The following is a 25,667-nucleotide window of genomic DNA, read 5'->3' on the forward strand; positions in this document are numbered from 1 at the left end:
CTGGCCGGGCATTCCCGGCCCCGGAGGGCTCCTCAACGGACTGCTCTGGGTCAGGCATGGGTTGTGCGTCCTTCCATAGATGTGGTCTTTCGGCACGTCACGTGATCGGCGCGCGGGGAGGCGTCAGCGGAAGAACCCGTCCCGCCACCAGAGGAAGTAGCCCCAACGCGAGTCAAGGTTGTATCCGTCCGCGTCCGTGCCGGCCGGTGCTTCGTCGTCCGCCTCAAGGAGCATCCTGCACGGTTCGCCGAACACAAGCAGACGGTAGGCGCCGTTGATGGCGGCAAAGCGGCGGGCCGCATCGGGGTCGCCCGCCTTGCGGTCCGGGTGGTTCTCCTTGCAGGCCCGTCGCCAGGCACGCTTCAGTTCCTCGGGCGGGGCGTCCTCCGGCACGTCCAGGATGCGGCGCGCGATCCTGCGCGCGCGCACCTCGCGTTCGAGCCGGTCCTGGAACTGGGAATCGTCCACCCTCAGACCCGCCATCCTGTCGCTCAGGGCCGTGCGGCTTCCTATTCGAGCTCTGCGTCCTGCAGGTATTGTCGAATGCACAGTTCGCACGCCTGCCGTTCGGAGCCTCCCCGGGCGAACCGGCGGAACTCCTCCAGCCAGCTGTCTCCCTCGTCGCGCCGGCGGCCGACAAAGGCGAGGAAGCAGACGAGCCGGTCCAGCGTCTCGCGATCGATCGCATGCTCCATCCTGCACGCCATGGAGTCGGATCGTTCGGCCTCCAGGCCGAGCACGCCCTCAAGGAAGTCCCTGATGACGCGGTGCCTCAGCAGGATGCGCCCCGCCCGTTCGCGCCCCTCAGGCGAAAGCGTGACCGGCTCATAGGGCTCGTAGTTGACGAGCCCCTTGTCGGAAAGGCTCTGGAGCGCCGTGGTTACGGCCGACTTCGCCACGTTGACCATGGCAGAGATGTCGCGCACGCGGGCAAAGCGCTTCTCCCGCTCAAGCCGGTAAATGGCCTCCAGATAGTCCTCCAACGCGGCACTCAGTTGCCCCGTCAACGCCATGGCCGTTCCTCCAACTCGTTGTTCTACTAACAGAACATTATACTCCCTGGCGAACATAATGCAAGCGAACGGGCTGGTGAACGCGGCAGGCGCCACTGTTGTACCAGAACGCACGTTGAACGGCGGTCACGGCCGCACTATACTCCGGCGGTCTGAAGGCGGAACGGCCGGCACGATCGCTACGAGGGCTGACGCATGAAGATCGAACACATGGGCTTCATCGTGCAGGCGCCGATCGACATGGGCGCCTGGTATGCGGAACACCTGGGCTTCCGGATCGTCGTCCGCAACGGCGACAACGACCAGGGCTCGACGTGGCTGGCCGACGATGCCGGCGCCCTTCTGATCGAACTGGGTGCGACACCGACCACTCCGCCGGTGGATTTCGCGTCGCTGGCGCCGCTCCAGGTGCATCTGGCCGTTGCCAGCGAGGACGCGGAGGAGGACAGCCGGCGGCTGCAGGCAGCCGGCGCGGCCTTCGTCGAGCGCTGCGCCAGCGCTCCGGGCGACACGATCCTGCTGCTGCGCGACCCATGGGGCATGGCGATCCAGCTCGTCCAGCGCGGTCCCGACAGCCCCTTCCGCCGTAGCGCTTCCTCAGCGTGCTACTTTGAGTCAGGGCACTGCCATGCCGATTGAGACGGACGCAATTCTGGAGGTTCTGGCCGAACTGGTGGCCGCGCGAGGCCCGTGCGGCCATGAGGACGAGGTGGACGCCGTCTGCCGGCGCCATCTGGAGCCCTTCTGCGACGAAGTGACCACCGACCCGGCCGGGAACGTCGTCGGCCTGATCCGCGGCCAGAGCCGCGAGCCCGGCGTCAAGGTGATGGCGCACAAGGACGAGCTGGGCGCCTACGTGAAGCGCATCGAGGACGACGGGCGGCTCAGTGTGCGGCCCCGCGGGTTCCTGTATCGGCGCTTCGGAGACGGGCCGGTGGACGTTCTGCCGGACAGCGGGGAGCCCATCCCGGGCGTGATCGGGCTCGGCCCGCGCCATGCGTCCGAGAACCCCGGCGAGCCCCGCGACGGCAAGGAGGTCTCGTGGGAGGCCGTCCGCGTGAACACGCGCCTGAGCCGCGACGAGCTGCGGGTGCGCGGCGTTCACGCGGGCTCCCGCGTCGTGGTCGGTCGCAGCCGCCGGCGGCTGTTCTTCTTCGAGGACTGCGTGGGCAGCTATTTCCTGGACGACCGCGCGGGCATCGCCCTGATGCTGGCGGCGGGCGCCGAGGTCCGCCGGGGCGGCCCGCCCCCGTGTGACGTGCACTTCATCTGCTCGTCGTTGGAGGAGATCGCGGGCGGCGCGGCCGCGTATGCGTCGCACTCCCTGCCCGGGGAGATCCTGCTCGCGCTCGACGTCGCCCCGGCCGCACCCGAGTATGACGTCCCACTCGACGCGATGCCCGTCATCCTCGTCAGCGACCAGCAGTCGGTCTACTCCCGTGCGGTCTGCCGGGCCCTGGCCGAGGCCGGCGAGGCGGCCGGGACAGGATCACGCTACGCGGCCGTCGAGCATTACGGCTCGGATGCGTCCTGTGTGCGGAAGACGGGCGGCGCGGCGCAGATCGGCTGCCTGGGCCTGCCGACGGACAACACGCACGGGTTCGAGGTGTGTGTGCGGGAGGGCCTGACGAACTGCGCGAAGCTGCTGGCGGCCTACCTGCAAACGGGCGGTAGCGGTTCCGCTTGACGTACGCAAGAGGGGCCGGCAACGCCGCCGGCCCCTGTCGCTTCACGCACACGCTTCAGCAGGAAATCACTGCTGCGGAGGCATCGGGGCTCCCGGCGCCATCCCGCCCTGCATCATGCCCTGCTGCATCTGCTGCAGGGCCGCGACCATGGCGGTGAGTTCGGCCTCGCTCAACTGGGTGGCCAGCCGCACTGTGGCGCCCTCGCCGTAGATCCGCGCGTTGTCGATCAGCGGACGGAAGGGCTGGAACATCATGGCCATGAAGTTCGACGGCTGCGCCATCTGGGCCTTGACGCCGTTCAGGCCCTCCGCGCCCTGAGCGGCGACCTGCACGGCGGTGGCGGCGTCGGCCAGCTCGAGCAGGCCGTTGATGGACAGCCCGGCGGGCATCGAGACGCCAAGGGCCACCCCCTTGGTGCCGGCCAGCCAGGCGGGCGCGTTGGGGTCGGCCTGGGCCTGGGCCTTGAGGTCGTCGGTCAGGACGAAGGCCCCCTGGATCGGCTCGCGGAGATACGGGGAGGCCAGTTGCCGGGCTGCCTTGAGATCGTCGCGAGCCTGGCCCCTGAACGCCACGATCCCCTTGGCCAGGCTGGCCTGGGTGGACCCGAACAGAAGCGTGGTGTCGTCGGCGACGACCAGCATGGGCGACTCGCCGGGGCCGGCGGCATGGTCCAGGGCATAGGCCGCCATGCCCTCGACGGTGGTCGCCTGCCCCGTCAGGAACTGGGCGACATCCTCGCGGATCGTCTCGGTGCCCTTCACGAGGCCGCTCACTTCCGGCGGGCCTCCCTCGGCTCCCGGCAGCACGAACAGGACGAACTGGTCGAGCTTCTGCACGTCCACCGGCACGGGCATGCCCTGCCTCAGGCTCTGAGCCAGCGGAGAGCCGAGCAGCCTGGGCATGTCGACGAGCAGGTAACCGACGGAACCCGCCGGCGCCTGGTCCAGCAACTGGAGCCGCGCCCGGGGCGGGGCGACCACGGCAGTCTGCGCGTGAACCGCGAAGGCCGACATCAGCAGGCAGACAACACAGAACAGCAGCTTGGCATGCTTCATGGGGTTCAATCCTGCCTCTCTATGCACACTCGCTGGGAAATCCCCTGTCGTCCGGTCGGGCAGCCATGCATCGCCGCCCACCGACACCGGAAGGCAATCCATCGGTCCTGCGCCGGCCCCTCCTCTGGCCATGATCGCAGAAATCGCGTTCGGCAGCCGTCCGACGCTCCAGGCCGGGCGCTCAAACCATGCCCGAATAGTACGCGCGCCGGGCCGGTCTGTCAAGGTGAAAACCGGGGGGGCCGCCCCGAGGCTCGTCTGCGGGCGGCACGGTCCGTGCCCCGCCCCGCGCCCGTCGGACACCCCGCGTGCAAAAAATGAGCCTTGACTTCCCCGGGCGTCGCGCTATCATCGGTTATTGGCGGTGGGGGCACCAGGGGGAGATGTTTGGTCGCCGTTTGGGAATGGGAGGCGTTCATGACGGCAAACGACTTGGTCGGGCAGGTGATGGCGCAGTTGGGTGTCGGCGAGGACCAGGCGAAGGGGGGAGCCGGCCTTCTTCTGAAACTGGCCAGAGAGAAGCTGGGCGGCGACTTCGCCGAGGTCACCAAGGTCGTGCCCGACGTGCAGGGTCTGATCGATTCGGCCCCCGAGACCGGCGGTATGGGCAAGCTCGTGGGCCGGTTGGCCGGCACGCTGGGCGGTGCAAAGGCGGGCGGCCTGGGCGGCCTCGCCGATCTGGCCGGGGGCTTCAGCAAGCTCAAGCTGGACCCCGGCATGATCGAGAAGTACGCGGGCGTCATACTCAGCTTCGTCAAGAGCAAGGGCGGGCCCGCTGTGATGCAGATACTCTCCAAGGTGCTGAAGGGCGGCGGGGCCGCATCCTGAGTCCGGAGAGCGTGAACGCAGCAGCACAGGAACTCGAACGGAGGGAGTACGATGGCGAAGCTGGTCGATATCGAGGGCATCGGTCCGGCCTATGAGGCCAAGCTCAAGGAGGCCGGCGTCACGACGGTCGAGGACCTCCTCAAGAAGGGCGCAACGCCCAAGGGTCGCACGGACCTGGCCGCGGCCACCGCAATCAGCGGCAAGAACATCCTCCGCTGGGTGAACCACGCGGACCTCTTCCGCATCCACGGCGTCGCCGGCGAATACGCGGAACTGCTGGAAGCGGCGGGCGTGGACACGGTGGCCGAACTCGCGCGGCGCCGTCCCGACAACCTCCTGGCCGCCATGACGAAGACGAACGAAGAGAAGAAGCTCGTCCGTGTGGTGCCGTCGGCAGCCATGGTCACCAAGTGGGTCGAGGAAGCCAAGTCGCTGCCGCGCGCCGTGGAATACTGACGGCCGTCGCGCCCTGACGTGAGCCGATGCGGAGATGGAGCGCAACGGAAGCCCGGGTGGCGTCCCGAGCCCGTTGCGCTCCTCTCGTCTTCAGCGCTTCCCGGCATGCGCGCCCGCAGACGGCTCAGGTGATGGTCTCGAAACCGGTGATGACCGGCGGCACCGCGAATGCGTTCCCGTTGCCTTCGATCTCCAGGGAGTCGAGGCCGGCAGCACCGTCGAGGGCGGCCGATCCCTCGACGGTGATGGCGCCGGCAGGTCCGACCTCCGCACGGTCATCTCCCGCGCCCATCCGCACGTTCAGTCTGCCGCCGAACGCGGAGGCGTACAGCGCCATCCAGTCGTCTTCCGTCCCCGTGTCGAGCAGGAAATCCCCTCCGAAGGAGGACGACACCCCCACAACCACGGTGTCGATGCCCCCGCCGGTCTTCACCGACGTCCGACCGCCGACGGTCAGTGCGAACAGTTGGACGGAGTCGGCGCCCGTGCCTGTGGCGATCGTGAGGTCGGCTCCGATTCCGGTGGGGTCCAGCACGATGTTGCTCGCGCCGGCACTCTTGTAGGCGACACTCACGCCGCCCCCCACTCCGGACCCGACGAGCGAGAAGGTGTTGACCCCCTCACCGCCGGCCACCTTCACGTTGCCGTTGATGCCGCTGTCGTAAATGTTCGTGGCACCGCCGCCGGCGCGGTTGCTGATTATCAGGTCGGCTCCGATGCCGGCGCTCTCAACGACGACAACGGCATTCCCCGTCCCGCTCCGGAAAGAGACACTGCCGCCCGCGCCGGAGGTGCCGCCGAAGACGATGTTGCTGCTCCCGTCGCCCTTGCGCACGGTCACGTTGCCGCCGACGTCGGCGTTGTCCATGACCAGGCTGTCGTCACCGGATCCGTTCGCGATGCCGACATGGCCGCCGAAGTCGCTGTCACTCAGAACGATGCTTCCGCCGCCGTGACCATTGTTCACGGCCAGCCCCCCGCCGACGCCCGTTCCACTCACCACCAGGTTGTCGCTGCCGTCGCGCGCAGCGATCTTCACCGTCCCGGCAACGCCGCTGTCGACCAGGACGCCCGTGCTGTCGCCGGCGCCGTTGCCCACGCGGAGACTGCCCGCCACGCCCGTTCCGTTCAGGACGAAGCTGTCGAAACCATCCTTGTTCGTGAACTTCGCGGAGCCTCCGATGCTGCTGTACGCCAACGCGGCCGCGTTGTTGCCGTTTCCGCTGCTGACCGTCACCTTGCCGGCGACATCCACCGAATCGAGCACGAGGTGGTCGTCGCCGTCCGCACCGGCGGCCTTGAACGAACCTCCCACGCCGGAATCGTGCAGGACCGTCGCGCTCCCCCCGGCGCCGGTGGCCACGCTCACACGGCCGGCGACGTCCGTCGCGTCCAGCGTCACCGTGTCGTGGCCATCTCGGTTCTTCACCAAGACCGCCCCGCCGACGCCGCTCCCGTTCAGGACGACCCCGCTGCCCCCGCTTCCGTTCGCTATCACCACATTCCCGGTGATGGTGGAGCCCTGAACGACGCTGTTGTCAATCCCGTCGCCGTTCTTCACCCGGAGGCCGCCGCCCACCGAGCTGTTGAGGACTGTGAGCTGGTTGTCGCCCGTGCTGCCGTCGAAGGCCACGTGACGGGGAGCATTGACGCCCTCCAGCCTGGCCCGATCGTTGCCATCCCCCATCGCGATGATCACGTCCCTTCTGACGCCGGACAGAACGACCGAACCGGCAGGGCCGCCACCGGTGTCGATCAGCGTGCCGTCCGTGCCCGTGATGCGCATCTGACCGGCGGCCAGGCCAGCCTGGTCGATCACGACGCTGTTGTCCTGAACGTCGCCCGTCAGGATCAGGTTGCCGGCACCCGACAAGGCAACCAGCACGGTCCCCGACAGCAGCAGCCGCGGCTCCAGCGTCTCAAGGACCAGCCGGCTCCGACGGCGTCCCTCATCTCGCCCGACCCCAGGCCTCACTGTCATGACCGTCGCCTCCCGAAAGGTGCAGGATGCCGAGTCTCCGACCGGGCATTCTACCCACCGGATTCTGCCGGCACAAGGATGCTCTTCTACAGCGCCGATCGGAAGGGCGTGCGGCTATTCCACACCCCTTCCACGGGCTGTCAGGTCAGCCGGAATCTTCAAGGAGGTCCGACGCTGCAGTGTTGGGGGCCGGGCGCCACTTCGAATGCTGCGCCTCACTGCCGGGCTCTGGACCCGGGTCAGGCGCCGGCTCCACCAGGGTGACGCCCTCCGGCTCGCGGGTTGACGGAGCAGCCGACGGTCCGCTGAGCCGGCCCCAACACCCGTCCGGCCTCCCCGCGCGTGCCCTGGGTGCCCCTGCGGTCGATCACCACAGACCGCAGCGCCTGCTCCGCCAGGTTGGTGACCGTTCACGGATTTCCTGAGAATCCGCCCTCGACGTTGTCGTATGCTGCCGGTGGTGTGCGCCGGCCCGGACGCTCAGGGCATCCCGGACCACTGCGACTACCCGGTTCACGACAGCAAGCTGGAGGGAATCAGCAACAGGATCAAGGTTGTCAAGCGCGGGGCCTACGGCCATCACGACGATCGCTGCTCTCCCCTGCAGGTCGATCAGGCATTCGACCCCGAACCGCCCGCACTTCTCAGGAGATGGACCTTTCCGAGAGCGGCCTCATCCCCCTGAGGCAGCCCGCTCCAGGAGTCCAGGCAAGGATACGCTCATGCACGCAGATGACGGGATCGGGGTGGAGGTGCGGGAGGCCGCGCGGATGGTGGTCCCGGAGGATGCGGCCATCTCCCCGCCGGCAACGAGACTCGACCGTATCTTGCCCTGGGTGGTCGCCGGCATCGCCGTGTCCGCCGCCATTCTCGCTGTGAAGCTCACGCTCATCCGGCCCTACTGCACGGGCGACTCGGCGAGCTACCTGGGCGCCGCGCGCAACCTGGCGGCAGGGCGGGGGCTGACGATCCCGTGGGGCACGCCGACCGACCGGCCGCTCGTACACTTCCCGCCGCTGTACCCCGCCGTGCTCGGCGCCGTCGGCTCCCTCGGGCCGGACCCCCTCGTTGTGAGCCGGTGGATGAACGCCGTGCTCCTGGGACTGAACGCTGCGCTCGCGGCGCTGGCCGTCTACGGCACGACCAGAAACCGGGCGCTCTCGTGCCTGGCGGCGGTGCTGATGGCCGCATCGCCCGTCATGCTGCGCATGCATACGGCGGCGCTGTCCGAGCCGCTGTTCGTCTTCCTCCTGCTGGCCGCGCTGGCGGCGCTGCACGCGTACGCCCGGCGGCCCAGTCGCCGGCTCTTCCTCCTCGCCTGTGACGCCACGGCGCTGGCGCTGCTGTGCCGCTGGGCGGGCGCGCCGCTGGTGGCAACGGGCGCTCTGGTCGTCTGCGCGTTTGGCGCGGGCGGCCTGTGGAAGCGGCTCGCGCGGGCGGCGGCGTTCGGGTTGCTCAGTTGCCTGCCCGCCGGCCTCTGGATGCTCAGGAACCTCCGGCTGGGCGGCACCGCGACGAACAGGACGTGGGCGGCCCACCCGGTCACCCGACAGCAGATCGACGACGCGCTCCGCGCCGTCTCCGGATGGGGTGTGCCGGGGTTCCGGCCCGGCACCACCCTGCAGCACTCGCTCATTCCGTTGGGGCTGCTCTGCCTGGCTGCCGTGTGCTTCGCTCTGTACCTCACGCTCCGGCGCGGGAACGTCCCGGTGGGGGAGCGGCTGCGCCACCTCCCCTGGGCGTACGCGGCCTTCCTCGTCACCTACTGCGCATTCCTCCTGGTCAGCGTCTCCTACTGCGACCGCCTGACGCCCCTGGACAACCGCATCCTGCTGCCCGCGTATGCGGCGTGGCTCGTGGGCGTGCTTGCGGTGTGGCCGGGCGCCTGGATGTGGGAGGCCCGGCGGTGGGCGGCGCGCAGGCTGCCCCTGCTGCCGTGGCTTGCCATAGCCGTGATGCAGGTGCACGCCGGCGCGCGATTCGCCGAGTTCGAGCACAACAGGACGCGCCTCTCGGCGAGTTCCTGGAACGTGCGGGAGACGCGCGCCGCCATGTCCGTGCCGTGGGACCGGCCGGTGTACAGCAACCGGCCGGAGGACTACTACATCTACGTGAACAAGGTCGTGAAGGAATGGCCTTCGCCGCTCGACGTGTGGTCGGGCCGTCCGGCGCCCGGCTACAAGGAGAAGCGCGACGCCGCCGTCCGGGAACTGACGGAGTCCGGCGGGCGGCTCGTCCTGCTCGGCACGTCCATGAAGCCCTGGCTGGATCGCGACCAGATTCCGCAGGACGTGCCGCTGGTGCGGCTCCAGGATGAGGGGAAGGTGCACGTCTACGCCGTGGGCACGCAGCCCGCGCGGCGGGGCTGGCCCTGGCAGAGGTAGCTGTCCCTGTTCGCGCGCGTCGGTCGCCGTCGTTCCGTCGCCCGGAGGTGTCCCCGCACGCAGTCGCGGGACTGGTTCCGCCGCGCCCTGAAGGCGGCCCTGGCGGACCTCACGGCAGATGGGCAGCGGAAGAAGAAGCAGTTGTCCAGCCGGCAAGGCGACCTGAAGGTGATGCAGGAGCGGCTGCTGAACGCCTACCTGGCCGGCGCGGTGGAGGAGCAGACCTTCCGAGCGAAGTCGGCGGAGCTGAAGGTCGAGCAGGAGAGGGCGGCGGAAGCGGTGGAGCGCGCTCGCGGGGACATGGACGCGTCTCGCGGGGACATGGCGCTACGGGTCTTCGATTGGGCGCAAAGACTCGGGGAACTCTGGCGCGGTCTGAACATCGAGCGCCGGCGGGCGATTCTGGAGACGGTATGCTCCAACCGGCTGCTGGACGACGTAAGTCTGCGCCTGGAAAAGAGAAAGCCCTTCGAGGTTCTCGCCAAAGGGCCGGAATGCCAGAGTGGTACCCCCGACTGGCCACACTTCCAGCGCGCCGTGGCCGAATTCACCATAGCCTTCGAGCTCCCCCATCCATGCCTGCTGCGTGCTGACGAACTCGCACGCGAATGGCTCTGAGGTCGGCGTGGCTCGTTGTCGTCGCACAGTCATCGCCAGGTGATGGGCTTACGGAGTTCGTATCCGTCGGCCTTGAGCACCGGATCCGGCAATTGGCTTGCGGCTATTCGTGCCCGGTTGATGTGCAGAAAACCGCTTGCACGCCGCTGCAGTTCGGCGGAGTATCGTTTCGGAGGAAAAGCCACCACGACCTGCTTCTGCGGCCACTCGCGACGGACCACCTGGACAGGGCCAGCAAGATCGCTGTCAGCGGACACGAGAAGTGCCGTGTCGAATTCACCGCGCATGGCGTCGAGAAGCATCTGCACTGCGATGTTCACGTCGGTTCCCTTCTCCTCGTGGTCTGTCCACCGGTTCGAGCACTTGAAGCATGTCCGCTCCTTGTTGAGGTAGTGCCCGTAGTGGATGACGATATCCGAATGCGCCTGGAGCGCCTCGAGGTAAGTATTCTGGCGGTGGGGCTTGTCTGGATCGGACGGTGTCCCTGACACGCGAGCCGTGAAGTAGTTGACACGTGCCAGCTCCTGGTGCGGTTTCAGAAGCGCTCGGATAAGACCTTCGATGTCCAGCCAAAGGAAGCGCTGCCAGCCAGCTTGCCGCAGGCCGAAGTACAGGTTAAATCCGTCAATGTAGGCGACCAGCCGTTGCACGTGGGCCCTCTAGAGCGGGAACGGATTCACCGGCCAGCGTCCCGACAGCGCCAGGACGAGAGCAGGCAAGCAAAGCAGAAGAAAAAGCGTGAGCCATGCTTGACGCCTGCTGCCGAGGCGGGTATTATACTAGAAGAAGCTGCCCCGCCAAGGATAGCATCCTTGGCTCAACGCCCCGAAAGGGGCGTTTCTTTGTACCGCCGCAGCCTCTCAAGGCCCCTCGCTTACCTGGCCTGAACCTCCAGGGAGGTCACGTAGGTCTCCGTGTGGAGCCGCTGTTCGACCTCCGACAGGGACTACGTCAGCATCCTCGCGGCGTGGACGCGCTGCGACGTCAGACCCCGGCGACGGATAACGCGCAGGAGCGCCAGCACGGACGGGGAGGCGTGGCAGTGGCTGTGGAAGAATACATGCCTCTCGAAGGACGCGCTGAGAGACGCGAGTGGCGTGCCCGCCAAGAGGCTTGAGGCCAAGCTCGATGCGCTCATCGCGAACCGGATCATCTACCCGGATGGCACCGTCAACTCGTTCGTCGCGTTCTCCGGCTTCTCGGCGTTGACGCTCCTGCCCGGAACGCGCTGCATGCTCCCGTCGCGGCCAGCGCGCAGCCTGATTCCTAACCAGATTGGGCCGATGCGGCCCTCGTTCCAACCGTACCCTGGACGACGTAAGTCTTTGCCTACAAAAGAGATGGCCCTTCGACGCGCTCGCCGAAGGGCCGGAATGCCAGGGTGGTACCCCGTGCAGGATTCAAACCTGCGGCCTTCGGCTCCGGAGGCCGACGCTCTATTCGCTGAGCTAACGGGGCACCGCTGAGGTCGATTATACAGCCCGGCGATGCTCTTGCCAAGCGCCCGCCCGGCGGTTGTCCGTCGGCAGGACTGCCCCCCCGACCCGCGGCCGAGGACGGCCGCGCGACTCCGTTGCTGTTGAAACGCTCGCTACCCGTCAGGGGCGGCGTCGGGCGGGTCGCCCGGCCGGCGGGTGCCTGCCATCACCTGGCGGAGCACTTCGAGGGCCCTCTCGAACTGCACGTCCCGGAAGTCCTTGCCCGGTTCGTCCGGCCCTTCGGGGATGTCTTCTTCCTCGGCGGCGGACTCCTCGGGCGGATGGGGCGGGTACTCGGTCTTCCGGGTCAGGAAGGTGTAGAGCTTGCGGTTCTCGGCGTCCGAGAGGCGCATCTCGATGTCCGGGACGACGCCCCTGCCCTCGATCATGTGGTCGTTCGGCGTGTAGTAGCGGGCGACGGTGAGTTTGATGGCGCTCTGGTTGTGGGGGTTGTCCATGACCTGCTGCACGCTCGCCTTGCCGTAGGTCGTCTCGCCAACCAGCACGGCGCGGCGGTGGTCCTGAAGGGCGCCGGCGACGATCTCCGAACCGCTGGCGCTCAGGCGGTTGACCAGCAGGACGAGGGGCAGGTCCAGGTCGGAGCGGGAACGGCGGGCCTCGTGCACGACCTCGTTCTGGCGGGGGGCGCGCACCGTGACGATCGCGCCGCCGTCGAGGAATCGGTCCGCCAGTGCGTTGGCCGCGTCGAGCAGGCCGCCCGGGTTGAAGCGCAGGTCCAGAATCAGGCCGCGCATGCCCTGGCGCTGCAGGTCCTCGAGGGCCGCCGCCAGGTCCTTGGAGACGGCTTCGCTGAAGTAGGGGATGTAGATGTAGCCGATCCGGTCTTCGTGGTCGATGATCTCCACGGCGCGGACGCCCGGGATCTTGATGATCTCGCGGGTGACGGTGATATCGCGCTCTTCCTCCTCCTCCTCCTCGCCGCGCAGGATCGTGATCGTGATCCGGGTGCCGGGCGGGCCGCGGAGGATCTCCAGCACCTCATGCACGTCCTTCATGTCGGCCACTTCGGTGACCGTTCGGGTGGATTCTTCACGCACGCGGATGATGCGGTCGTGCGGCAGGACGCCGAGCCGGGCTGCCGGGGTGCCGGCGATCGGTTGCTCGACGTGGATGACGCCGGCCGGCGGGTCGAAGGTGATCTGGATGCCCAGCCCCCCGAACTCCCCTTTCAGGTCGGCCTCGGTCTCCCGGCGCATGGCGGGCGGCCAGAAGGCGCTGTGCCGGTCGAGCTTGCTCATCATGCCCGCGCAGGCGCCCTCGAGCAGGGCCTCGTGGCTGATCTCATCGACCGAGCGGCCTTCGATCTCGCGCACGAGCCACATGACCGGCTCGACGAAGCCCTCGATCAGGTCCGGCTGTTCGGCGGATCGGGCGGGAAGGGCCGCCGGCAGCAGCCCGAGCGCCAGCCCGGCGGCGACACCGATCCAGACATCTCGCATTGACCGTCGTCTCATGGTTCCGTCCTATCCGGCGGCTGAGACCGCCGCCAGGGCTTCGGCGGGGACGGGTTCGAGTGCGCCGCGCAGGTGTTCGACGGCCCGCTGCAGCTGCACGTCCACAAACGGCTCCTGCGGTTCGGCGGCCGTCTCCGGGGCCGGGGGCCGGCTCGGGCCGGCGCGTCCGGCCAGGTGGGCGGCCAGCCGGCGGACGTCGTCCGGCGGGAGTTCCACGGCGACGTCGGGCGTGAGCCCGCCGCTTCTGGGGTCCTCGCGGTCGCGCTCGATCTCCTGGCCGTTGGGGCGCACGTAGTGGGCGACAGCCAGCCGGATCGTGCTGCCGTCGTATGGGCACCGGATGTCCATGCGCAGGCTGCCGCGGCCGAGCGTGGGCTCGCCCACGAGCGTCGCGCGGCCGTTGTCGGCCAGGGCGGCGGCCATCATCTCGGCGGCTTCGGCGGTGCGGACGTTCACCAGCAGGGCCAGCTTCATGTCCGGGAAGGCGTCTCCCGGTTCGGCGCTCTGCGAGACCTCGCGATCGCCGCGGCCCCGGGCGCTCAGGAGGACGCCCTCGTCGAGCAGCAGGTCGGCACACATCAGGGCCGCGTCGAGCGGTCCGCCGGGGTTGAAGCGCAGGTCCAGCACCGCCGACCGGGCGCCGAGGTCCTTGAGCTTCGCCAGGCCGTCGGAGATCAGACCGACCGTCCGTTCGTCGAAGTGCGTCAGGGCCATGTAGCCGATCTCCGGATCGGCATCCAGTATCTGAACGGCCTGGACGCTCGGCGTCGGCGTCAGGGCGCGTGTCAGCTCCACCTCGCGCTCCGGCCGGCCGGGCCGCACGACGGTCAGGACGACCCGGGTGCCCGGTTCGCCACGGAGGGCGCGCACGGCGTCGTAGGTGGTGCGGAAGTCCTCGGCCTCAAGTTCCTCTCCGTCGGGCGTCTCCCGGATCTTGACGATGAAGTCGCCCGTGAGAAGCCCTTCCTGAAAGGCCGGGCGTCCCTGGATCGTGCCGTCGATGGCCACGACCTTGCCCAGGGGCAGGAAGCGGGCGGTCAGGCCCAGTTCGGGGACGGAGCCGCCGGCCGACCGGCCGTAGCGTTCGGTCATCTCGGCCGGCAGGTAGAGCCCGCCGGGGTCGACCTGCTCGATCATGCCCTGGTAGGCGCCCTCCAGGAGCAGGCTGCGGTCCACGTCTTCGACGTAGTAGCTCTCGATCTGATCCAGGAGCCACGTCAGGGGCCGGAAGAACTGCCGGACGAGCAGTTCGGACTCGCTCTCGTCGGCCCGCACGTACACCGCATGAACGGCGAGGCTCGCCGCAAGACCCAGCACGAGGCCCGCACAGATGCCCTTCCATCGCATGACGGCCTCACCTCCCGGCTCGAGGCACACACGCCCCCCTCGTGTTGTCGATGATACGGCAGCCCGGAGGGACCGTCAAGCGTGGCGCGGCACCCATCGCCGCCCTTCGGGGCCGGGGAGTCCGTGCCAAGGCGCCTCCGCGCACGAACGCGCTGGCACGTCCGCGGGCATTCTGGTAGGCTTGTCATGTCCTGGGAGCCGCTCTTCACACCCCCTGCAGGCCCGACGCGGCGCCCGCCCCCGATGGTCGCTACTCATGAGGTCCCGAGATGGTGCCGAGATCAGGACGGCCGGCCGACACAATGACGTCTCCCCAGATGGCCGCGCACCGACGCGACGGCGGGATCCTGCTGCTGCCGGTGGGCTGCTTCGAGATGCACGACAGGCACGTGGGGCTCTCCTGCGACACGTTCCTGGCCGAGGCGGCCTGCCGTGTGCTGGCCGAGGAATGGCGGGCGGCCATCCTGCCGCCGATCGTGTTCACCTACCCGGGCGCAACCACGCGGTGGCCGGGAAGTTGCGCCATCCGGCCCCGGGAGACGCTCGACTACATCATCGCCGTCGTCAAGGGCATCCTTCGGAACGGCGGCCGGCGGCTGGTCCTGGTGGGCTGGCACGGGCCGAACGGGCCGATCATCCAGGTGGCGCTGCGGCAGGTGTTCGAGGAGACGGGCGAGCTGCCGATCCTGTTCATGCCGAACGAGGGCGAGTTCTACCGGAAGATCGAGGAGGAGTTCGGCCGGCCGCACGGCGAGGCCGCCTGGTACCTGGCCTCGCTGGAGATCTGCGGACGGGCCGACGAGTTCGATCCGGCCGTCAGCGAGGCGGACGAGCACCCGCGCGACGTGCCGACGTTCCCCAGCCTCCGCAAGCTGGCCAGGCACGGCGTCAGCGCCCCCTACGTGTTCGTGACGCCCTGGAGCCACGTCGGCTGGTGCTCCGGTCTGACCCGGGCCGACGCGCCGCGTCTGGCGGAACTCTACCGCGAATGGCTCCTCTCCCAGGCGCGGGGCCTGCCGGAGGACTACGAGGAGTTCCGCCGGGACATGGCGGCGGCGATGGAGCAGGAGCCCTGGAACGAGATGTGACGGTCGCGAAGGCTGACTGAACTGAACCGAGACGGAAGGAGCAACGATGAGGACCGGCCGGGTGGGGATGGCTCTTCTGGTTCTGCTGGCGGTGGCGGTCGGGGCGGCCCGAGGGCAGGAGGCCCCGGACGCGGCGGACGGCGGCACGGTCGTGCTGAACACCTACGGCATCTGGCGCTTTCACTGCACGCTGGCGCCGCCCGTGATCGCGGACGGGGGGGAGGTGACGCTCCGGCACGCGTGGCTGAACTACAAGACGCCCGGGCCCGCCGAAGGCTGGACGGCGCCGGGCTTCGACGACGGCACCTGGCACCGCGGCCCGGCGGCCCTGGCCACGAAGTCGGCCCTGGTGGCGCGCGTCTGCCTGCGAGGCAAGTTCCAGGTCACCGATCCGGCGGCCGTCGGCGCGCTGTCGCTCTGGGCGGCCTACCGCGGCGGCCTGATCGTCTACGTGAACGGCACGGAGATCGCGCGCCGGCACATCGCCGCCGGGCAGGAACTGGCCGACGGGCCCGCCGGCGAGGAGCGCGAGGAGGCCGCCCTGCCGATCCCGTCCGACCTGCTGCGGCCGGGCACCAACGTGCTCGCGCTCGAGGTCGTGCGCGCACCCTACCCGGAGGCGACCGAGGACAACGTGTACGAGGAGAACTCGTGCCAGATACTGCGCGTGCGGTTGACGGCCGACGGGGCGGGCGGGCTGGTGCCGAACGCCGTGCGTCCGGACGGGTTCCAGGTGTGGACCGCCGATCCGCTGGCCGTGGACCTCAACGTGGACTTCGGCGACCGCGCCGAGGGGGTGCGGCCCGTGGTGATCGTCGGGGCGAGGAACGGGATCTTCACGGGCAAGGTGGGCGTCGGCTCGACGACGCCGATCCGCGGGCTCAAGGCGACGGCCGGCGATCTGACCGGAGACGGCGGCAGCATCCCGTCCGCCAACGTGCAGGTGCGCTACGGCATCCCGTGGGGCGACTATCGCCACGTGAACGCAGGCCAGCGCCGGCTGCCCACGCCGTACATGACGAAGACGATGCGGCTGGGGGCGCTTGCCGAGCAGCCGCAGGCGGAGTTCCCGGTGCTGCCCGAGCCGAAGGAGTACCAGCAGCTGACGTTCGCGCCCGACGCAAAGGACGTGCCGTCGCCCGACGGCGCCGTCGTGCCGGTATGGATCCGCGTCCGCGTCCCCGCCGACGTCGAGGCCGGCACGTACGCGGGCACGGTAAGTATCGAGGCCGAGAGCGTCGAGGCCGTCGACGTGCCCGTCGAGGTGCGTGTCGCCGACTGGACGCTGCCCGACACGCAGGGCCTGCACACGTTTGTGGACATGATCCAGGGGCCCGACACCCTCGCGCTCGAGTACGACGTGCCGCTGTGGAGCGACGAGCACTGGCGCCTCATCGCCGAGTCGTTCCGCCTGATCGGCGAGACGGGTGCGCGCACCGTCTACATCCCGCTGATCGTGCACACCAACTTCGGCAACGAGGAGTCCATGGTGCGCTGGGTTCGGACGGGGGAGGGCACCTACGACTACGACTTCTCGATCATGGACCGCTACCTGGACGTGGCCACCGAGAACATGGGCACGCCGAAGCAGGTGATCTTCGTCGTGTGGGACGTCTACATGATGCCGGCCGACACGCTGGAGTCGGCGACGCGCAGCCGGGCGAAGGACACCGCCCGGAACCTGGAGAAGCTGGGCGCCGCCTACGGCAAGGGGCCCCGCGTGACGGTGGTTGACCCGGCCACGGGGCAGGTGGAGATCGCTGAGCTGCCGACGCACTTCGACGCCGACGCCAGCCGGCCGCTGTGGAAGCCGCTCTTCGACCGACTGCACGAACGGATGGCGGCCCGCGGCCTGCAGGACGCGATGATGATCGGCGTGCAGCACGACACGTGGGCGACCGAGGCGGAACACGCCTTCTTCCAGGAGGTCACCGGCGATCTGCCGTGGGTGATCCACGCGCACGAGGGCGCGGCGTTCAACAAGCGGCAATACGGCATATCGAAGCTCGGCTACCAGGCGCTCGTCTGGAAGGTCACGTTCTCCGACGACAACGCGGGGCGGCCGAAAGGCTACCGCGGCGGGATCAAGAGCCACATGGGCTGGGCGCGCCCCGACCTCGTCGGGCAGTTCGACCGCGCCAACTCGCGCGAGAACAGCCCGAACGTCTTCTGGCTGTGCCTGGCGGAGACGGCGATCACAGGGTCGCAGCGCGGCACCGGGCGTCTGGGCGCGGACTACTGGAAGGTGCTCAAGGACCGGCGCGGGAGCCGCGTGGGACGCAGCCACGAACGCTATCCCGAGAGCAGCTGGCGCAACCTGTTCATCCCGGAGGCCATGCTGGCGCCCGGGCCGAACGGCCCGCTGGCGACCGACCGGCTCGAGGCCTACCGGCTCGGCATCCAGGAATGCGAGGCGCGGATCGTCCTGGAGTACGCCATGGACCGCGCCCGCGAGGACATCGGCGAGGACCTGGCGACGCGCTGCGAGGACTACCTGACCCGGCGGCACATGGCGATGTGGCTGGCGCTCAGCTCCCTGAACCTCTTCTACGACCACCCCGGCGCGTCGTGGGGCCCCACCTACATGGCCGGCTACTGGCGCAACGGCGGCAACATCGGCGGCAGCGACTGGTACCTCGGCGCCGGCCACCGGGAGTTGACCGAGGAGCTGTTCGCGCTGGCCGGGGAGGTGACGCGGGTGATCGGCCCGCTGCCGGCCGACGTGACCCGGCCGGGGAACTGGGAGACGTTCGACCGCGAGCACAGGTGACTACTCGACGCCCCCGCGCTCGCGCAGGACGTCGGCCAGGTCGGCGTGGCCCGCCAGGACGGCCAGGCCGCTGGGCGTGCGGCTTTGCAGATCGGCCGCGTTGACGTCCGCGCCGCGTTCCAGGAGCAGTTCGACGAGGTCGCGCCGGCCCGCCTCGGCGGCGAGGTGCAGGGCCGTGCGGCCCTCCGCATTCCGCGCATGTACGTCGGTCTCACCGGCCGGCAATTGCTCGACGAGGGGCCGGCATGCGGAAGCCGGGCGCGGTCGACGGCGGTCTGGGGCTGCCGGCCTCAGTAGCCCATGGCCTTCATGGCGGCTACGGCGAAGATATACTGCGCCTGTGTGTAGACGCACGCCTCGGTGTGGCGGTAGTAGCCGTACTCGTCGATGTGGGCCATAACGCCCGCGTTCCAGAAGCCGCTCATGCCCGGCACGACGATGCCGGGCACGGCCGCCGGTTCGTAGCCGAAGAGCGCGTGCAGGTGCACGCTGTAGACGTGCCGGGGCTCCGGCAGGCCGAGCCCGATGACATACGCGGTGTCGCAGGCCGGATGCAGGCCGAAGAGCCACATCATTCCGCGCAGCGCCGTCGACGGTGGCGTCAGGTCCGGCACGACCTTGGAGAGCCAGTAGGTGTCGAAGGCCCGTATGGCGCAGGTTCCGGCCATGCCCCACTCGCCGCTGTCGTACCAGTAGAAGGGCCACGGCCGGCGGGCGGCCACGTCGGCCTGGCCGGCCGCCGCCCGGCGGATGGTCGCCTCGACAACCTGCTTCAGTTCGCCGTCGGCCAGCCTGGGGTGAAGGCGGGCCAGCGACGGCACGGGGTACCAGAACTTGCCGACGGTCGTGCGCCGGGCCTGCGGCCACTCGAAGGTCAGCTCGGGCAGGGAGGGGGCCAGCTCGCGCACGACGTCCAGATACGCCTCCTGGCCGGTGGTCAGGTACAGCTCGATGGCGGCGGCGATGGCCGTGCCGTCGGGCTCGCGGCCGTACGCCTCCGAGGCGCAGTAGCCGGTGCCGGCCCGGTAGACGGGCTCGTGCGTGCGGAAGTAGTCGAACGCGGCGCGGGCGGCCGCCAGGCAGCGCTCGGCCAGCTCGGGGCGGACGGCACGCAGCACCCGGCCGGCCGCCGCGAGCGACATGGCCTGCACAAGCTGTACGTCCGCATGGTAGTCCACGTACAGGAGGCGTTCGTCGCCCGTGCCCGGGCGGCCGTCGGTGAGCGCCTCCAGGACCCGTCCGCTGCGCTGGGGTGTCTCGGCGCAGACCCCGCCGTAGACGAGCCCGTCCGGCTGCTGCACGCTGAGCAGCCAGAGGGCGCCCCACTCGACCTGCTGAAGCACGTCCGGCGTGCCGTCCGGGCGGGCGGCCGTGAAGGTACGCGCCGCCACGTCCAGCGTGGCCGCATCGCGGTCGATCCCGAATTCCTCGTAGGCCAGCGACAGCATCCAGACGACGAACCCCTGCGCGTGCACGTTCAGGTCGCAGTCGCCGGCGTCGTGCCATCCGCCCAGGTCCAGGGGCACGTGTTCGCCCGGCCGGTGGGGCGCCGGCCCGGGGCTGTGGGACCGGAAGCCGTCGGGGCCCACGTGGTTGTGCGGCGCCACGACCGCGTCGTCCACGTGGCAGGCCCCGTGGCCGGTCACGGCCGGGCCCAGGTCGACGGCGGCATGGCACATGAAGAACGGGAGGGCGCAGTCCAGCGTCGCCTCATAGAGGCGGTCCTCGAAGATGCTCGTCCGGATCGGGAAGTAGTCGGTGGCGCCGCCGGACCAGACGACGCGGTAGTCGCCGGGCGTGCGCACGTCCGTGAAGTCGAACGCGGCGTACGCGCCCTGGGCCACTGTGGAGGTCTGCGTGGGGCCGAAGCGGCCGTGCTTGACGACCCGCCCCTGGCCGTCCTCCAGGCGCACCTCGTCGGCGGGGCGCGGATCGCCCTCGGCCCATTCGAGCATGACGGCCTTCTCGCCCGCGACCGGGTAGCCGATGCGGCACCAGCGCACGGCCCGGCCGGGCGGCGTCTCGGCCGGCCGGGGCAGCGTGATGAAGAACTCGGTCGTCTCGCGCTCGCCCCTGGGCAGGCCCATGCCGACGACGTAGGCCGGGGTCCGGTATCGCCGCTGGTCGCCGAGCGTGATGCCGTCGGCGCATTCGAAGGTCACGTTCAGCGACGGGTGGTCGGGGCGGCATTCGAGGCGGGTCATGCCGCTCGGGAAGCGGTTCTCGGGGGAGTATTCGAGCGGGTAGGCGAACTCCCGCCCGTCGGCGCGGCCGCGGGCGCCGCCAAACCGCTCGACCGGCAGGAGCACCTGGAAGTTGCCCCAGACGCCCTCCGGCCAGTCGCCCGTGCGGCGGATGCGCACGCGGATACGGTCGCCGTCGATGTCTATCCTCTGTTCGAAGGCGACCTGGGAGCCGCGCACACGGCCCGTGAAGGTCACGGCGCCCGGCGCACGCTCGGCGCGCTTGTCGACCAGGTCCCGGAAGGTCGTGAAGCCGTTGAGGCCGCAGAAGATGCCCATGTTGTGCAGGAGGGGCTTGCTGTCGAAGACGATGTGCACGCCCCCGTTGTCGTCCGTGCAGACCAGGTAGGCGCCCTGGCGGATCAGGCCCCGTCGGGCGGGCTGGGGGCCCTCCGCCGGGTCGGCGCAGGCCGGCCGGGCCGGCGGCATCAGCACAAGGCAGGACACCAGGGCGAGCAGACACCCCATGGGGCGGGTCATCATTCGTTTCCTTTCTGCTGTGAGGGGCTGGGCTCCACGCGGACCAGGCGGCCGGGCAGGCTGCCGCACTCGAGCAGCCGGGCCAGGCGGCGCATGGGCCGTTTGAGGAAGAAGCCCTGGATCTGCACGCGTCCGCCGGCAATGGCCTCGCGGATCGGGGCGGGCGGGAAGAACATCTCGCCGTCGATCAACATGGCCATCTGCCGGCCCGCGTGCAGGGCCGTCACCGCCGCAAACCGCCGTTCGTCCTCCTGGTGGAACTCGAACGTCAGCAGGACGGCCCGCTGCGCGCCGACGGTGTCGAACCCCACGTGCCGGAACCCGTCCACGGCCATGACCGGCTCGCGCAGCACGGCGTAGTGATGCGGGACGGCCTTCAGCTCGTTCAGGCGGGTCAGGATGTGGCGGCGTTCGGTGTAAACCTTCACCTCGTAGCCGTCCGGCAGCCTCTCCGGGCCGTCGACGACCTGCGCGTCGGGGTGCCGGAGGCGGAACTCGGCGCGCCCCTGCATGGCGAGCCATGCCAGGGCGTAGTCGGGGCTCTGGCGGCACCGCACGGAGAACTCGAGGCGATCGGGCGGCAGGGCGCGCACGGCGCAGCGGCCCAGTTCCAGGTCGGTCCGGAGGGCCTTCAGGCGGTTCGAGACGATCTCGACCGTGCGGTTCAGGGCGTCCGGCGACGGGGCGGCCTCGGGGGTCTCCAGCCGGTAGACGACCACGTGGGTGACGGTTGTGGCCCAGGTCCAGACAGCTGCGGCCACGGCGATGGCGCACACGCCGCCGATGGTGACGGCGAAGCTCCGGAGCAGGAACCGGCTGCGGGGCGAAGGATGTGACACGATCGGGGCTCCCCTCCCGGTCGAAGGACGGGGCACTTCAGGACTCCACGGGGCCCTCGGTGTCTTCGGCCGCTGGGGCCGGCGGCTCCCGGCGCGGCTGCAGGTCGATGTGTTCGGCGCGGATGCGGTCTCCCAGGTAGCTTTGGCGGGCGATCGGGTCTTCCAGAATCTCCTGCGCCGTGCCCTGAGTGACGATCTTGCCCTCGCTGAGGATGTAGGCGCGGTCGGTGATGCGCAGGGCCTCGAGCACGTTATGATCGGTGATCAGGACGCCGATGCCCCGGTATTTGAGGCCGACGACGAGGTCCTGGACCTCCCCGACGGCGATGGGGTCCACGCCGGTGAACGGTTCGTCCAGGAGGATGATCTTCGGGTCGCCGCAGAGCGCGCGGGCGATCTCGAGCCGGCGGCGCTCGCCGCCGCTGAGGCTGTAGGCGGGCTGGTCGCACAGGTGCTCCAGGCCGAACTCCTCGAGCATCTCGTCGGTCTTGGTTCGGCGCTCGGCCGCTCCACGCCCCTGCATCTCCATGACGGCCAGCAGGTTCTCGGCCACGCTCATGTTCTGGAAGAGGCTCGGCTCCTGGGCCAGGTAGCTCATGCCGAGGCGCGCCCGGCGGTACATGGGCAGGCGGGTGACGTCGGTGCCCTGGAAGAAGACGGTTCCGCCGGCCGGGCGCACCAGGCCGATGCACATGCGGAAGGCCGTCGTCTTGCCCGCGCCGTTCGGCCCGAGCATGCCCACCGACTCGCCGTCGTCGACGTTGAAGCTGACGTGGTCGACCACGGCGCGGCGGCTGTAGTGTTTGACGAGTTCTCGGGCCTCGAACAGCATCGGCATTCGCAACCCAGGGTGCGAGGTGCGCGGGCATAACGGAGACCCTATTCTATCGCGACGGGGCGCGGCGTTCAACGGGCCGGGGGCGTCGGCCGGGCGTCGGCCGTGGGCGGCTAACCGCCCCGGGGCCAACGGGTTGGGGGGCCGGGAGTTCTTGCAAACGCGGGGGCCTTTCACTATAATCGCCGGGGTTCAGAACTTGAGAGCATGGGGAACTCCGCCTATGGCCACTCGCAAACCCATCGGGCAGCTGCTGTTGGAAAAGGGCCTTGTAGAGAAGGAGCAGATCCAGCGGGCTCTGGAGTATCAGCAGAAGTCGGGCGAGAAGCTGCGGCTGGGCGAGATCCTGGTCCGATTCGGATACGTCACCGCAACCGACGTCCTCAAGTGCGTCGGCGAGCAGTTCGACGTGCGCGTGGTGGACCTGAACAAGGTCCGGCCCGAGGTGGAGGCCGTCGACGCCGTCCCGCGCAACACCGCCCGGATGCACGGGATCCTGCCGCTGAAGAAGACAGGCAACGCGATCGTGGTCGCCATGGACGACCTGGACCTGTGCGCGATCGACAACCTGAAGTTCATCCTGAACATGGACGTCAAGCCGGTCCTGGCGGCCGCCGACGACATCAAGGACGCGATCGAGCGCTTCTACGGCGGCGAAGAGTCCACGATGGACAACATGCTGCGGGAGTTCACCGAGGGCGAGGCGGTCGCCGAGAACGGGACGACCCAGATGATCGGCGACGAGGGCGATGACGCCCCGCTGGTGCGCCTGGTGTTCCTGATCGTCAGCGACGCCGTCCAGGCGCGCGCCAGCGACATCCACGTGGAGCCGATGACCAACCGCCTGCGCGTCCGCTACCGCATCGACGGCGTCTGCCAGGAGGTGGAGTCGCCCCCGAAGCGCCTGCAGAACTCGATCATCGCCCGCCTGAAGCTGATGGCCGGCATGGACCTGGCCGAGAAGCGGAAGCCGCAGGACGGCCGTATCCCGCTGGTCATCAACGGGCAGTCGCTCGACCTGCGTGTGAGCGACATCCCCACGACGGACGGCGAGAGCATCGTCATGCGTATCCTGAGCAAGGAGGCCGCGCGCGTCAGCCTCGTGGAGCTGGGCTTCCACCCGTCCGACCTGGAACACTTCGAGCGCATCATCCGGCGGCCGAACGGCATCTTCCTGGTCACGGGCCCGACCGGCAGCGGCAAGACGACGACGCTCTACAGCGCCCTGAACGAACTGAACCGTCCGGACACGAAGATCATCACCGCCGAGGACCCGATCGAGTACACGTTCCCCGGCATCAACCAGTCCCAGGTCCAGACGGACATCAACCGCACGTTCCCGGTCATCCTGCGCGCCATGCTCCGGCAGGCGCCGGAGATCATCCTGGTCGGGGAGATCCGCGACGAGGAGACCGCCGAGATCGCCGTCCGGGCGGCCCTGACCGGCCACCTTGTCTTCAGCACCCTCCACACGAACGACGCCCCCAGCGCCATCCCCCGTCTGATCGACATGGGGATCAAGCCCTACATGGTCGCCTCGTCCGTGCAGGCCATCATGGCCCAGCGGCTGATCCGGACGATCTGCACGAACTGCAAGGAGCCGTACGAGTATCCCGAACGCCAGCTCCGGGCCGTCGGGCTCGATCCGGAGAGCGTCGAAGGCATCACCCTCTACCGCGGCGCCGGCTGCAACCGCTGCAACGGGTCCGGCTATCACGGCCGGCTGGGCATCTTCGAACTCATGGAAATGAACGCGGACCTGCGCAACCTGACGTTCGCCAAGGCCGCCACGGGCGAGATCCGCGAGAAGGCCCGCTCCTTCGGCATGCTGACCCTGATGGAAGACGGGCTGCGCAAGGTCATCCAGGGCGTCACGACGATCGACGAAATCCTGCGCGTCGCCGGAGGCGTGGAATAGGAGCCGGTCGGCGCCGAACGGGTCGCACGGCGCCGGCGGGAGGGTCCTGCCGGTGCTCGTAATGGTACCTTCAGTCCAGGTGTTCGCCGACTATGATCCAGATTGACAAGCTGCTGTCCACCGCCATCAAGCGCGAGGCCGAGGACATCGTGCTGACCGTCGGCCGGCCGCCGATGCTGCGCTTGAACGGAGCCCTGGAGCCCCTGGCAACCCAGACGCTGACCAGCGAAGACACGACCGGGCTGGTCAAGTCCATCGCCTCCGAACGGTATCAGCAGGAACTGCAGGAGATGGGGTCGGCCGACTTCGGCTTCAACTTCCAGGACAAGGCCGCCTTCCGCGTCGGTGCCTTCCGTCAGCAGGGTCGCATCGCCATCGTCCTGCGGATGATCCCCTCGAAGATCCGGACCTTCAGCGAACTGGGGCTCGGCCCCGTCGTGCAGGAGTTGCTGTTCCGCCCCCGCGGCCTGGTCCTGGTCACCGGCCCGACCGGCAGCGGCAAGACCACGACGCTGGCCACGATGGTGGACCACATCAACAACAACCGCAAGGTGCACATCCTGACGATCGAGGACCCGATCGAGTACCGGCACCCGCATCGCAAGAGCATCGTCAGCCAGCGCGAGGTGGGCGTGGACGTGCCGGCATTCGGCGAGGCCCTGCGCCGCGCCCTGCGGGAGTCGCCGGACGTGATCCTGGTCGGCGAGATGCGGGACCTGGACAGCACCCGCCTGGCCATCAGCGCCGCCGAAACCGGCCACCTGGTCCTGTCGACCGTCCACACGCAGAGCGCACAGAGCACCGTCGAGCGGATCATCGACGAGTTCCCGCCCCAGCAGCAGGCGCAGATCCGCATCCAGCTCGCCAACAGCCTGCTGGCCGTGCTGGCGCAGACGCTCGTGCCGCGCCTCGGCGGAGGCATGGTGGCCGCCTACGAAGTGCTGCTGGTCACCAACGCCGTGCGCCACCTGATCCGCGACAACAAGACGTTCCGCATCGACTCGACGATCCAGACGGGCCGCGACCGGGGCATGCAGCTGCTCGACGATCACCTGCTGCAGCTCTACAAGGAAGGCATCATCGAGCGCACCGACGTGCTGACCCGCTGCCGCTACCCGGAGGAGGTCTCCAACAGCCTCAAGGCCCTGGAGGTCTGACATCCCGCTCAGGT

The 25,667-nt window shown here is 69.2% G+C and carries 21 protein-coding genes and 1 tRNA gene; 11 read left to right on the top strand and 11 right to left on the bottom strand.

Annotated features, from left to right (window positions below):
• Positions 1-123 precede the first annotated feature (123 nt).
• Together GXY85_07065 and GXY85_07070 are read right to left on the bottom strand one after the other, a co-directional pair.
• Positions 124-483: a DnaJ domain-containing protein gene (locus GXY85_07065; protein NLW50592.1), complete on the bottom strand. Its 360-nt coding sequence runs from the start codon at positions 481-483 to the stop codon at positions 124-126.
• Between the two features lie 26 nt (positions 484-509).
• Complete coding sequence (locus GXY85_07070; GenBank protein ID NLW50593.1) at positions 510-1,013, bottom strand: metal-dependent transcriptional regulator; 504 nt, start codon at positions 1,011-1,013, stop codon at positions 510-512.
• A gap of 195 nt (positions 1,014-1,208) precedes the next feature.
• Here GXY85_07070 and GXY85_07075 point away from each other — a divergent pair, with 195 nt between their 5' ends.
• Both GXY85_07075 and GXY85_07080 read left to right on the top strand, forming a co-directional pair.
• Positions 1,209-1,652: a VOC family protein gene (locus GXY85_07075; GenBank protein ID NLW50594.1), complete on the top strand. Its 444-nt coding sequence runs from the start codon at positions 1,209-1,211 to the stop codon at positions 1,650-1,652.
• On the top strand, positions 1,642-2,700 hold the full coding sequence (locus tag GXY85_07080; protein ID NLW50595.1) for a M42 family peptidase: 1,059 nt from the start codon (positions 1,642-1,644) through the stop codon (positions 2,698-2,700). Before GXY85_07075 ends, GXY85_07080 begins: the two co-directional genes overlap by 11 nt.
• 66 nt (positions 2,701-2,766) lie before the next feature.
• On the opposite strand, the gene GXY85_07085 is transcribed toward GXY85_07080, so the two are convergent.
• Positions 2,767-3,756 (bottom strand): hypothetical protein, encoded by a 990-nt coding sequence (locus tag GXY85_07085; protein ID NLW50596.1) that lies wholly within the window; start codon positions 3,754-3,756, stop codon positions 2,767-2,769.
• Positions 3,757-4,173: 417 nt separating this feature from the next.
• On the opposite strand from GXY85_07085, the gene GXY85_07090 reads away from it, so the two are divergent.
• Together GXY85_07090 and GXY85_07095 are read left to right on the top strand one after the other, a co-directional pair.
• Positions 4,174-4,584, top strand: a complete 411-nt coding sequence (locus GXY85_07090; GenBank protein NLW50597.1) for a DUF2780 domain-containing protein — start codon at positions 4,174-4,176, stop codon at positions 4,582-4,584.
• Between the two features lie 51 nt (positions 4,585-4,635).
• A complete protein-coding gene (locus GXY85_07095; protein ID NLW50598.1) occupies positions 4,636-5,040 on the top strand; it encodes a DUF4332 domain-containing protein in 405 nt (134 codons plus the stop codon).
• 124 nt (positions 5,041-5,164) lie between these two features.
• Here the strand turns inward: GXY85_07095 and GXY85_07100 are convergent, their stop codons facing one another.
• Positions 5,165-7,021: an LEPR-XLL domain-containing protein gene (locus GXY85_07100; GenBank protein ID NLW50599.1), complete on the bottom strand. Its 1,857-nt coding sequence runs from the start codon at positions 7,019-7,021 to the stop codon at positions 5,165-5,167.
• A 448-nt stretch (positions 7,022-7,469) separates the two neighbouring features.
• Here GXY85_07100 and GXY85_07105 point away from each other — a divergent pair, with 448 nt between their 5' ends.
• The 3 genes from GXY85_07105 to GXY85_07115 all read left to right on the top strand — a co-directional run bounded on the left by GXY85_07105 (position 7,470) and on the right by GXY85_07115 (position 10,023).
• On the top strand, positions 7,470-7,706 hold the full coding sequence (locus tag GXY85_07105) for a transposase (protein NLW50600.1): 237 nt from the start codon (positions 7,470-7,472) through the stop codon (positions 7,704-7,706).
• Positions 7,707-7,743: 37 nt separating this feature from the next.
• Positions 7,744-9,405, top strand: coding sequence for a phospholipid carrier-dependent glycosyltransferase (locus GXY85_07110; GenBank protein NLW50601.1), 1,662 nt, complete (start codon positions 7,744-7,746; stop codon positions 9,403-9,405).
• Between the two features lie 141 nt (positions 9,406-9,546).
• Complete coding sequence (locus GXY85_07115) at positions 9,547-10,023, top strand: hypothetical protein (GenBank protein NLW50602.1); 477 nt, start codon at positions 9,547-9,549, stop codon at positions 10,021-10,023.
• 29 nt (positions 10,024-10,052) lie between these two features.
• On the opposite strand, the gene GXY85_07120 is transcribed toward GXY85_07115, so the two are convergent.
• From GXY85_07120 to GXY85_07135, 4 genes are all read right to left on the bottom strand, one after another.
• Complete coding sequence (locus GXY85_07120) at positions 10,053-10,673, bottom strand: NYN domain-containing protein (GenBank protein NLW50603.1); 621 nt, start codon at positions 10,671-10,673, stop codon at positions 10,053-10,055.
• Positions 10,674-11,405: 732 nt separating this feature from the next.
• Positions 11,406-11,481: transfer RNA gene (locus GXY85_07125), tRNA-Arg, on the bottom strand.
• A 133-nt stretch (positions 11,482-11,614) separates the two neighbouring features.
• On the bottom strand, positions 11,615-12,961 hold the full coding sequence (locus GXY85_07130) for a S41 family peptidase (GenBank protein NLW50604.1): 1,347 nt from the start codon (positions 12,959-12,961) through the stop codon (positions 11,615-11,617).
• Positions 12,962-12,985: 24 nt separating this feature from the next.
• Positions 12,986-14,323, bottom strand: a complete 1,338-nt coding sequence (locus GXY85_07135) for a hypothetical protein (protein NLW50605.1) — start codon at positions 14,321-14,323, stop codon at positions 12,986-12,988.
• 317 nt (positions 14,324-14,640) lie between these two features.
• Here GXY85_07135 and GXY85_07140 point away from each other — a divergent pair, with 317 nt between their 5' ends.
• Both GXY85_07140 and GXY85_07145 read left to right on the top strand, forming a co-directional pair.
• A complete protein-coding gene (locus GXY85_07140) occupies positions 14,641-15,411 on the top strand; it encodes a creatininase family protein (GenBank protein ID NLW50606.1) in 771 nt (256 codons plus the stop codon).
• Between the two features lie 46 nt (positions 15,412-15,457).
• Positions 15,458-18,181, top strand: a complete 2,724-nt coding sequence (locus GXY85_07145; GenBank protein ID NLW50607.1) for a hypothetical protein — start codon at positions 15,458-15,460, stop codon at positions 18,179-18,181.
• On the opposite strand, the gene GXY85_07150 is transcribed toward GXY85_07145, so the two are convergent.
• The 3 genes from GXY85_07150 to lptB all read right to left on the bottom strand — a co-directional run bounded on the left by GXY85_07150 (position 18,182) and on the right by lptB (position 22,575).
• Complete coding sequence (locus GXY85_07150) at positions 18,182-18,595, bottom strand: ankyrin repeat domain-containing protein (protein ID NLW50608.1); 414 nt, start codon at positions 18,593-18,595, stop codon at positions 18,182-18,184.
• 2,308 nt (positions 18,596-20,903) lie between these two features.
• Positions 20,904-21,743: a hypothetical protein gene (locus GXY85_07155; GenBank protein NLW50609.1), complete on the bottom strand. Its 840-nt coding sequence runs from the start codon at positions 21,741-21,743 to the stop codon at positions 20,904-20,906.
• 37 nt (positions 21,744-21,780) lie between these two features.
• Positions 21,781-22,575, bottom strand: a complete 795-nt coding sequence (gene lptB, locus GXY85_07160) for an LPS export ABC transporter ATP-binding protein (GenBank protein ID NLW50610.1) — start codon at positions 22,573-22,575, stop codon at positions 21,781-21,783.
• A 226-nt stretch (positions 22,576-22,801) separates the two neighbouring features.
• Between lptB and tadA the strand changes: the two genes are divergently transcribed.
• Both tadA and GXY85_07170 read left to right on the top strand, forming a co-directional pair.
• Positions 22,802-24,496, top strand: a complete 1,695-nt coding sequence (tadA, locus tag GXY85_07165) for a Flp pilus assembly complex ATPase component TadA (protein ID NLW50611.1) — start codon at positions 22,802-22,804, stop codon at positions 24,494-24,496.
• A 92-nt stretch (positions 24,497-24,588) separates the two neighbouring features.
• Complete coding sequence (locus GXY85_07170) at positions 24,589-25,653, top strand: PilT/PilU family type 4a pilus ATPase (GenBank protein ID NLW50612.1); 1,065 nt, start codon at positions 24,589-24,591, stop codon at positions 25,651-25,653.
• Positions 25,654-25,667: the final 14 nt, after the last annotated feature.

This window comes from Candidatus Brocadiaceae bacterium (assembly GCA_012728835.1).
In the GTDB taxonomy this organism is placed as follows: Bacteria; Planctomycetota; Brocadiia; order SM23-32; family SM23-32; genus JAAYEJ01.

Coding starts and splice junctions, on each gene's coding strand:
- GXY85_07065 (NLW50592.1), bottom strand. CDS start 483: ATGGCGGGTCTGAGGGTGGACGATTCCCAGTTCCAGGACCGGCTCGAA.
- GXY85_07070 (NLW50593.1), bottom strand. CDS start 1,013: ATGGCGTTGACGGGGCAACTGAGTGCCGCGTTGGAGGACTATCTGGAG.
- GXY85_07075 (NLW50594.1), top strand. CDS start 1,209: ATGAAGATCGAACACATGGGCTTCATCGTGCAGGCGCCGATCGACATG.
- GXY85_07080 (NLW50595.1), top strand. CDS start 1,642: ATGCCGATTGAGACGGACGCAATTCTGGAGGTTCTGGCCGAACTGGTG.
- GXY85_07085 (NLW50596.1), bottom strand. CDS start 3,756: ATGAAGCATGCCAAGCTGCTGTTCTGTGTTGTCTGCCTGCTGATGTCG.
- GXY85_07090 (NLW50597.1), top strand. CDS start 4,174: ATGACGGCAAACGACTTGGTCGGGCAGGTGATGGCGCAGTTGGGTGTC.
- GXY85_07095 (NLW50598.1), top strand. CDS start 4,636: ATGGCGAAGCTGGTCGATATCGAGGGCATCGGTCCGGCCTATGAGGCC.
- GXY85_07100 (NLW50599.1), bottom strand. CDS start 7,021: ATGACAGTGAGGCCTGGGGTCGGGCGAGATGAGGGACGCCGTCGGAGC.
- GXY85_07105 (NLW50600.1), top strand. CDS start 7,470: ATGCTGCCGGTGGTGTGCGCCGGCCCGGACGCTCAGGGCATCCCGGAC.
- GXY85_07110 (NLW50601.1), top strand. CDS start 7,744: ATGCACGCAGATGACGGGATCGGGGTGGAGGTGCGGGAGGCCGCGCGG.
- GXY85_07130 (NLW50604.1), bottom strand. CDS start 12,961: ATGCGAGATGTCTGGATCGGTGTCGCCGCCGGGCTGGCGCTCGGGCTG.
- GXY85_07135 (NLW50605.1), bottom strand. CDS start 14,323: ATGCGATGGAAGGGCATCTGTGCGGGCCTCGTGCTGGGTCTTGCGGCG.
- GXY85_07140 (NLW50606.1), top strand. CDS start 14,641: ATGGCCGCGCACCGACGCGACGGCGGGATCCTGCTGCTGCCGGTGGGC.
- GXY85_07145 (NLW50607.1), top strand. CDS start 15,458: ATGAGGACCGGCCGGGTGGGGATGGCTCTTCTGGTTCTGCTGGCGGTG.
- lptB (NLW50610.1), bottom strand. CDS start 22,575: ATGCTGTTCGAGGCCCGAGAACTCGTCAAACACTACAGCCGCCGCGCC.
- tadA (NLW50611.1), top strand. CDS start 22,802: ATGGCCACTCGCAAACCCATCGGGCAGCTGCTGTTGGAAAAGGGCCTT.
- GXY85_07170 (NLW50612.1), top strand. CDS start 24,589: ATGATCCAGATTGACAAGCTGCTGTCCACCGCCATCAAGCGCGAGGCC.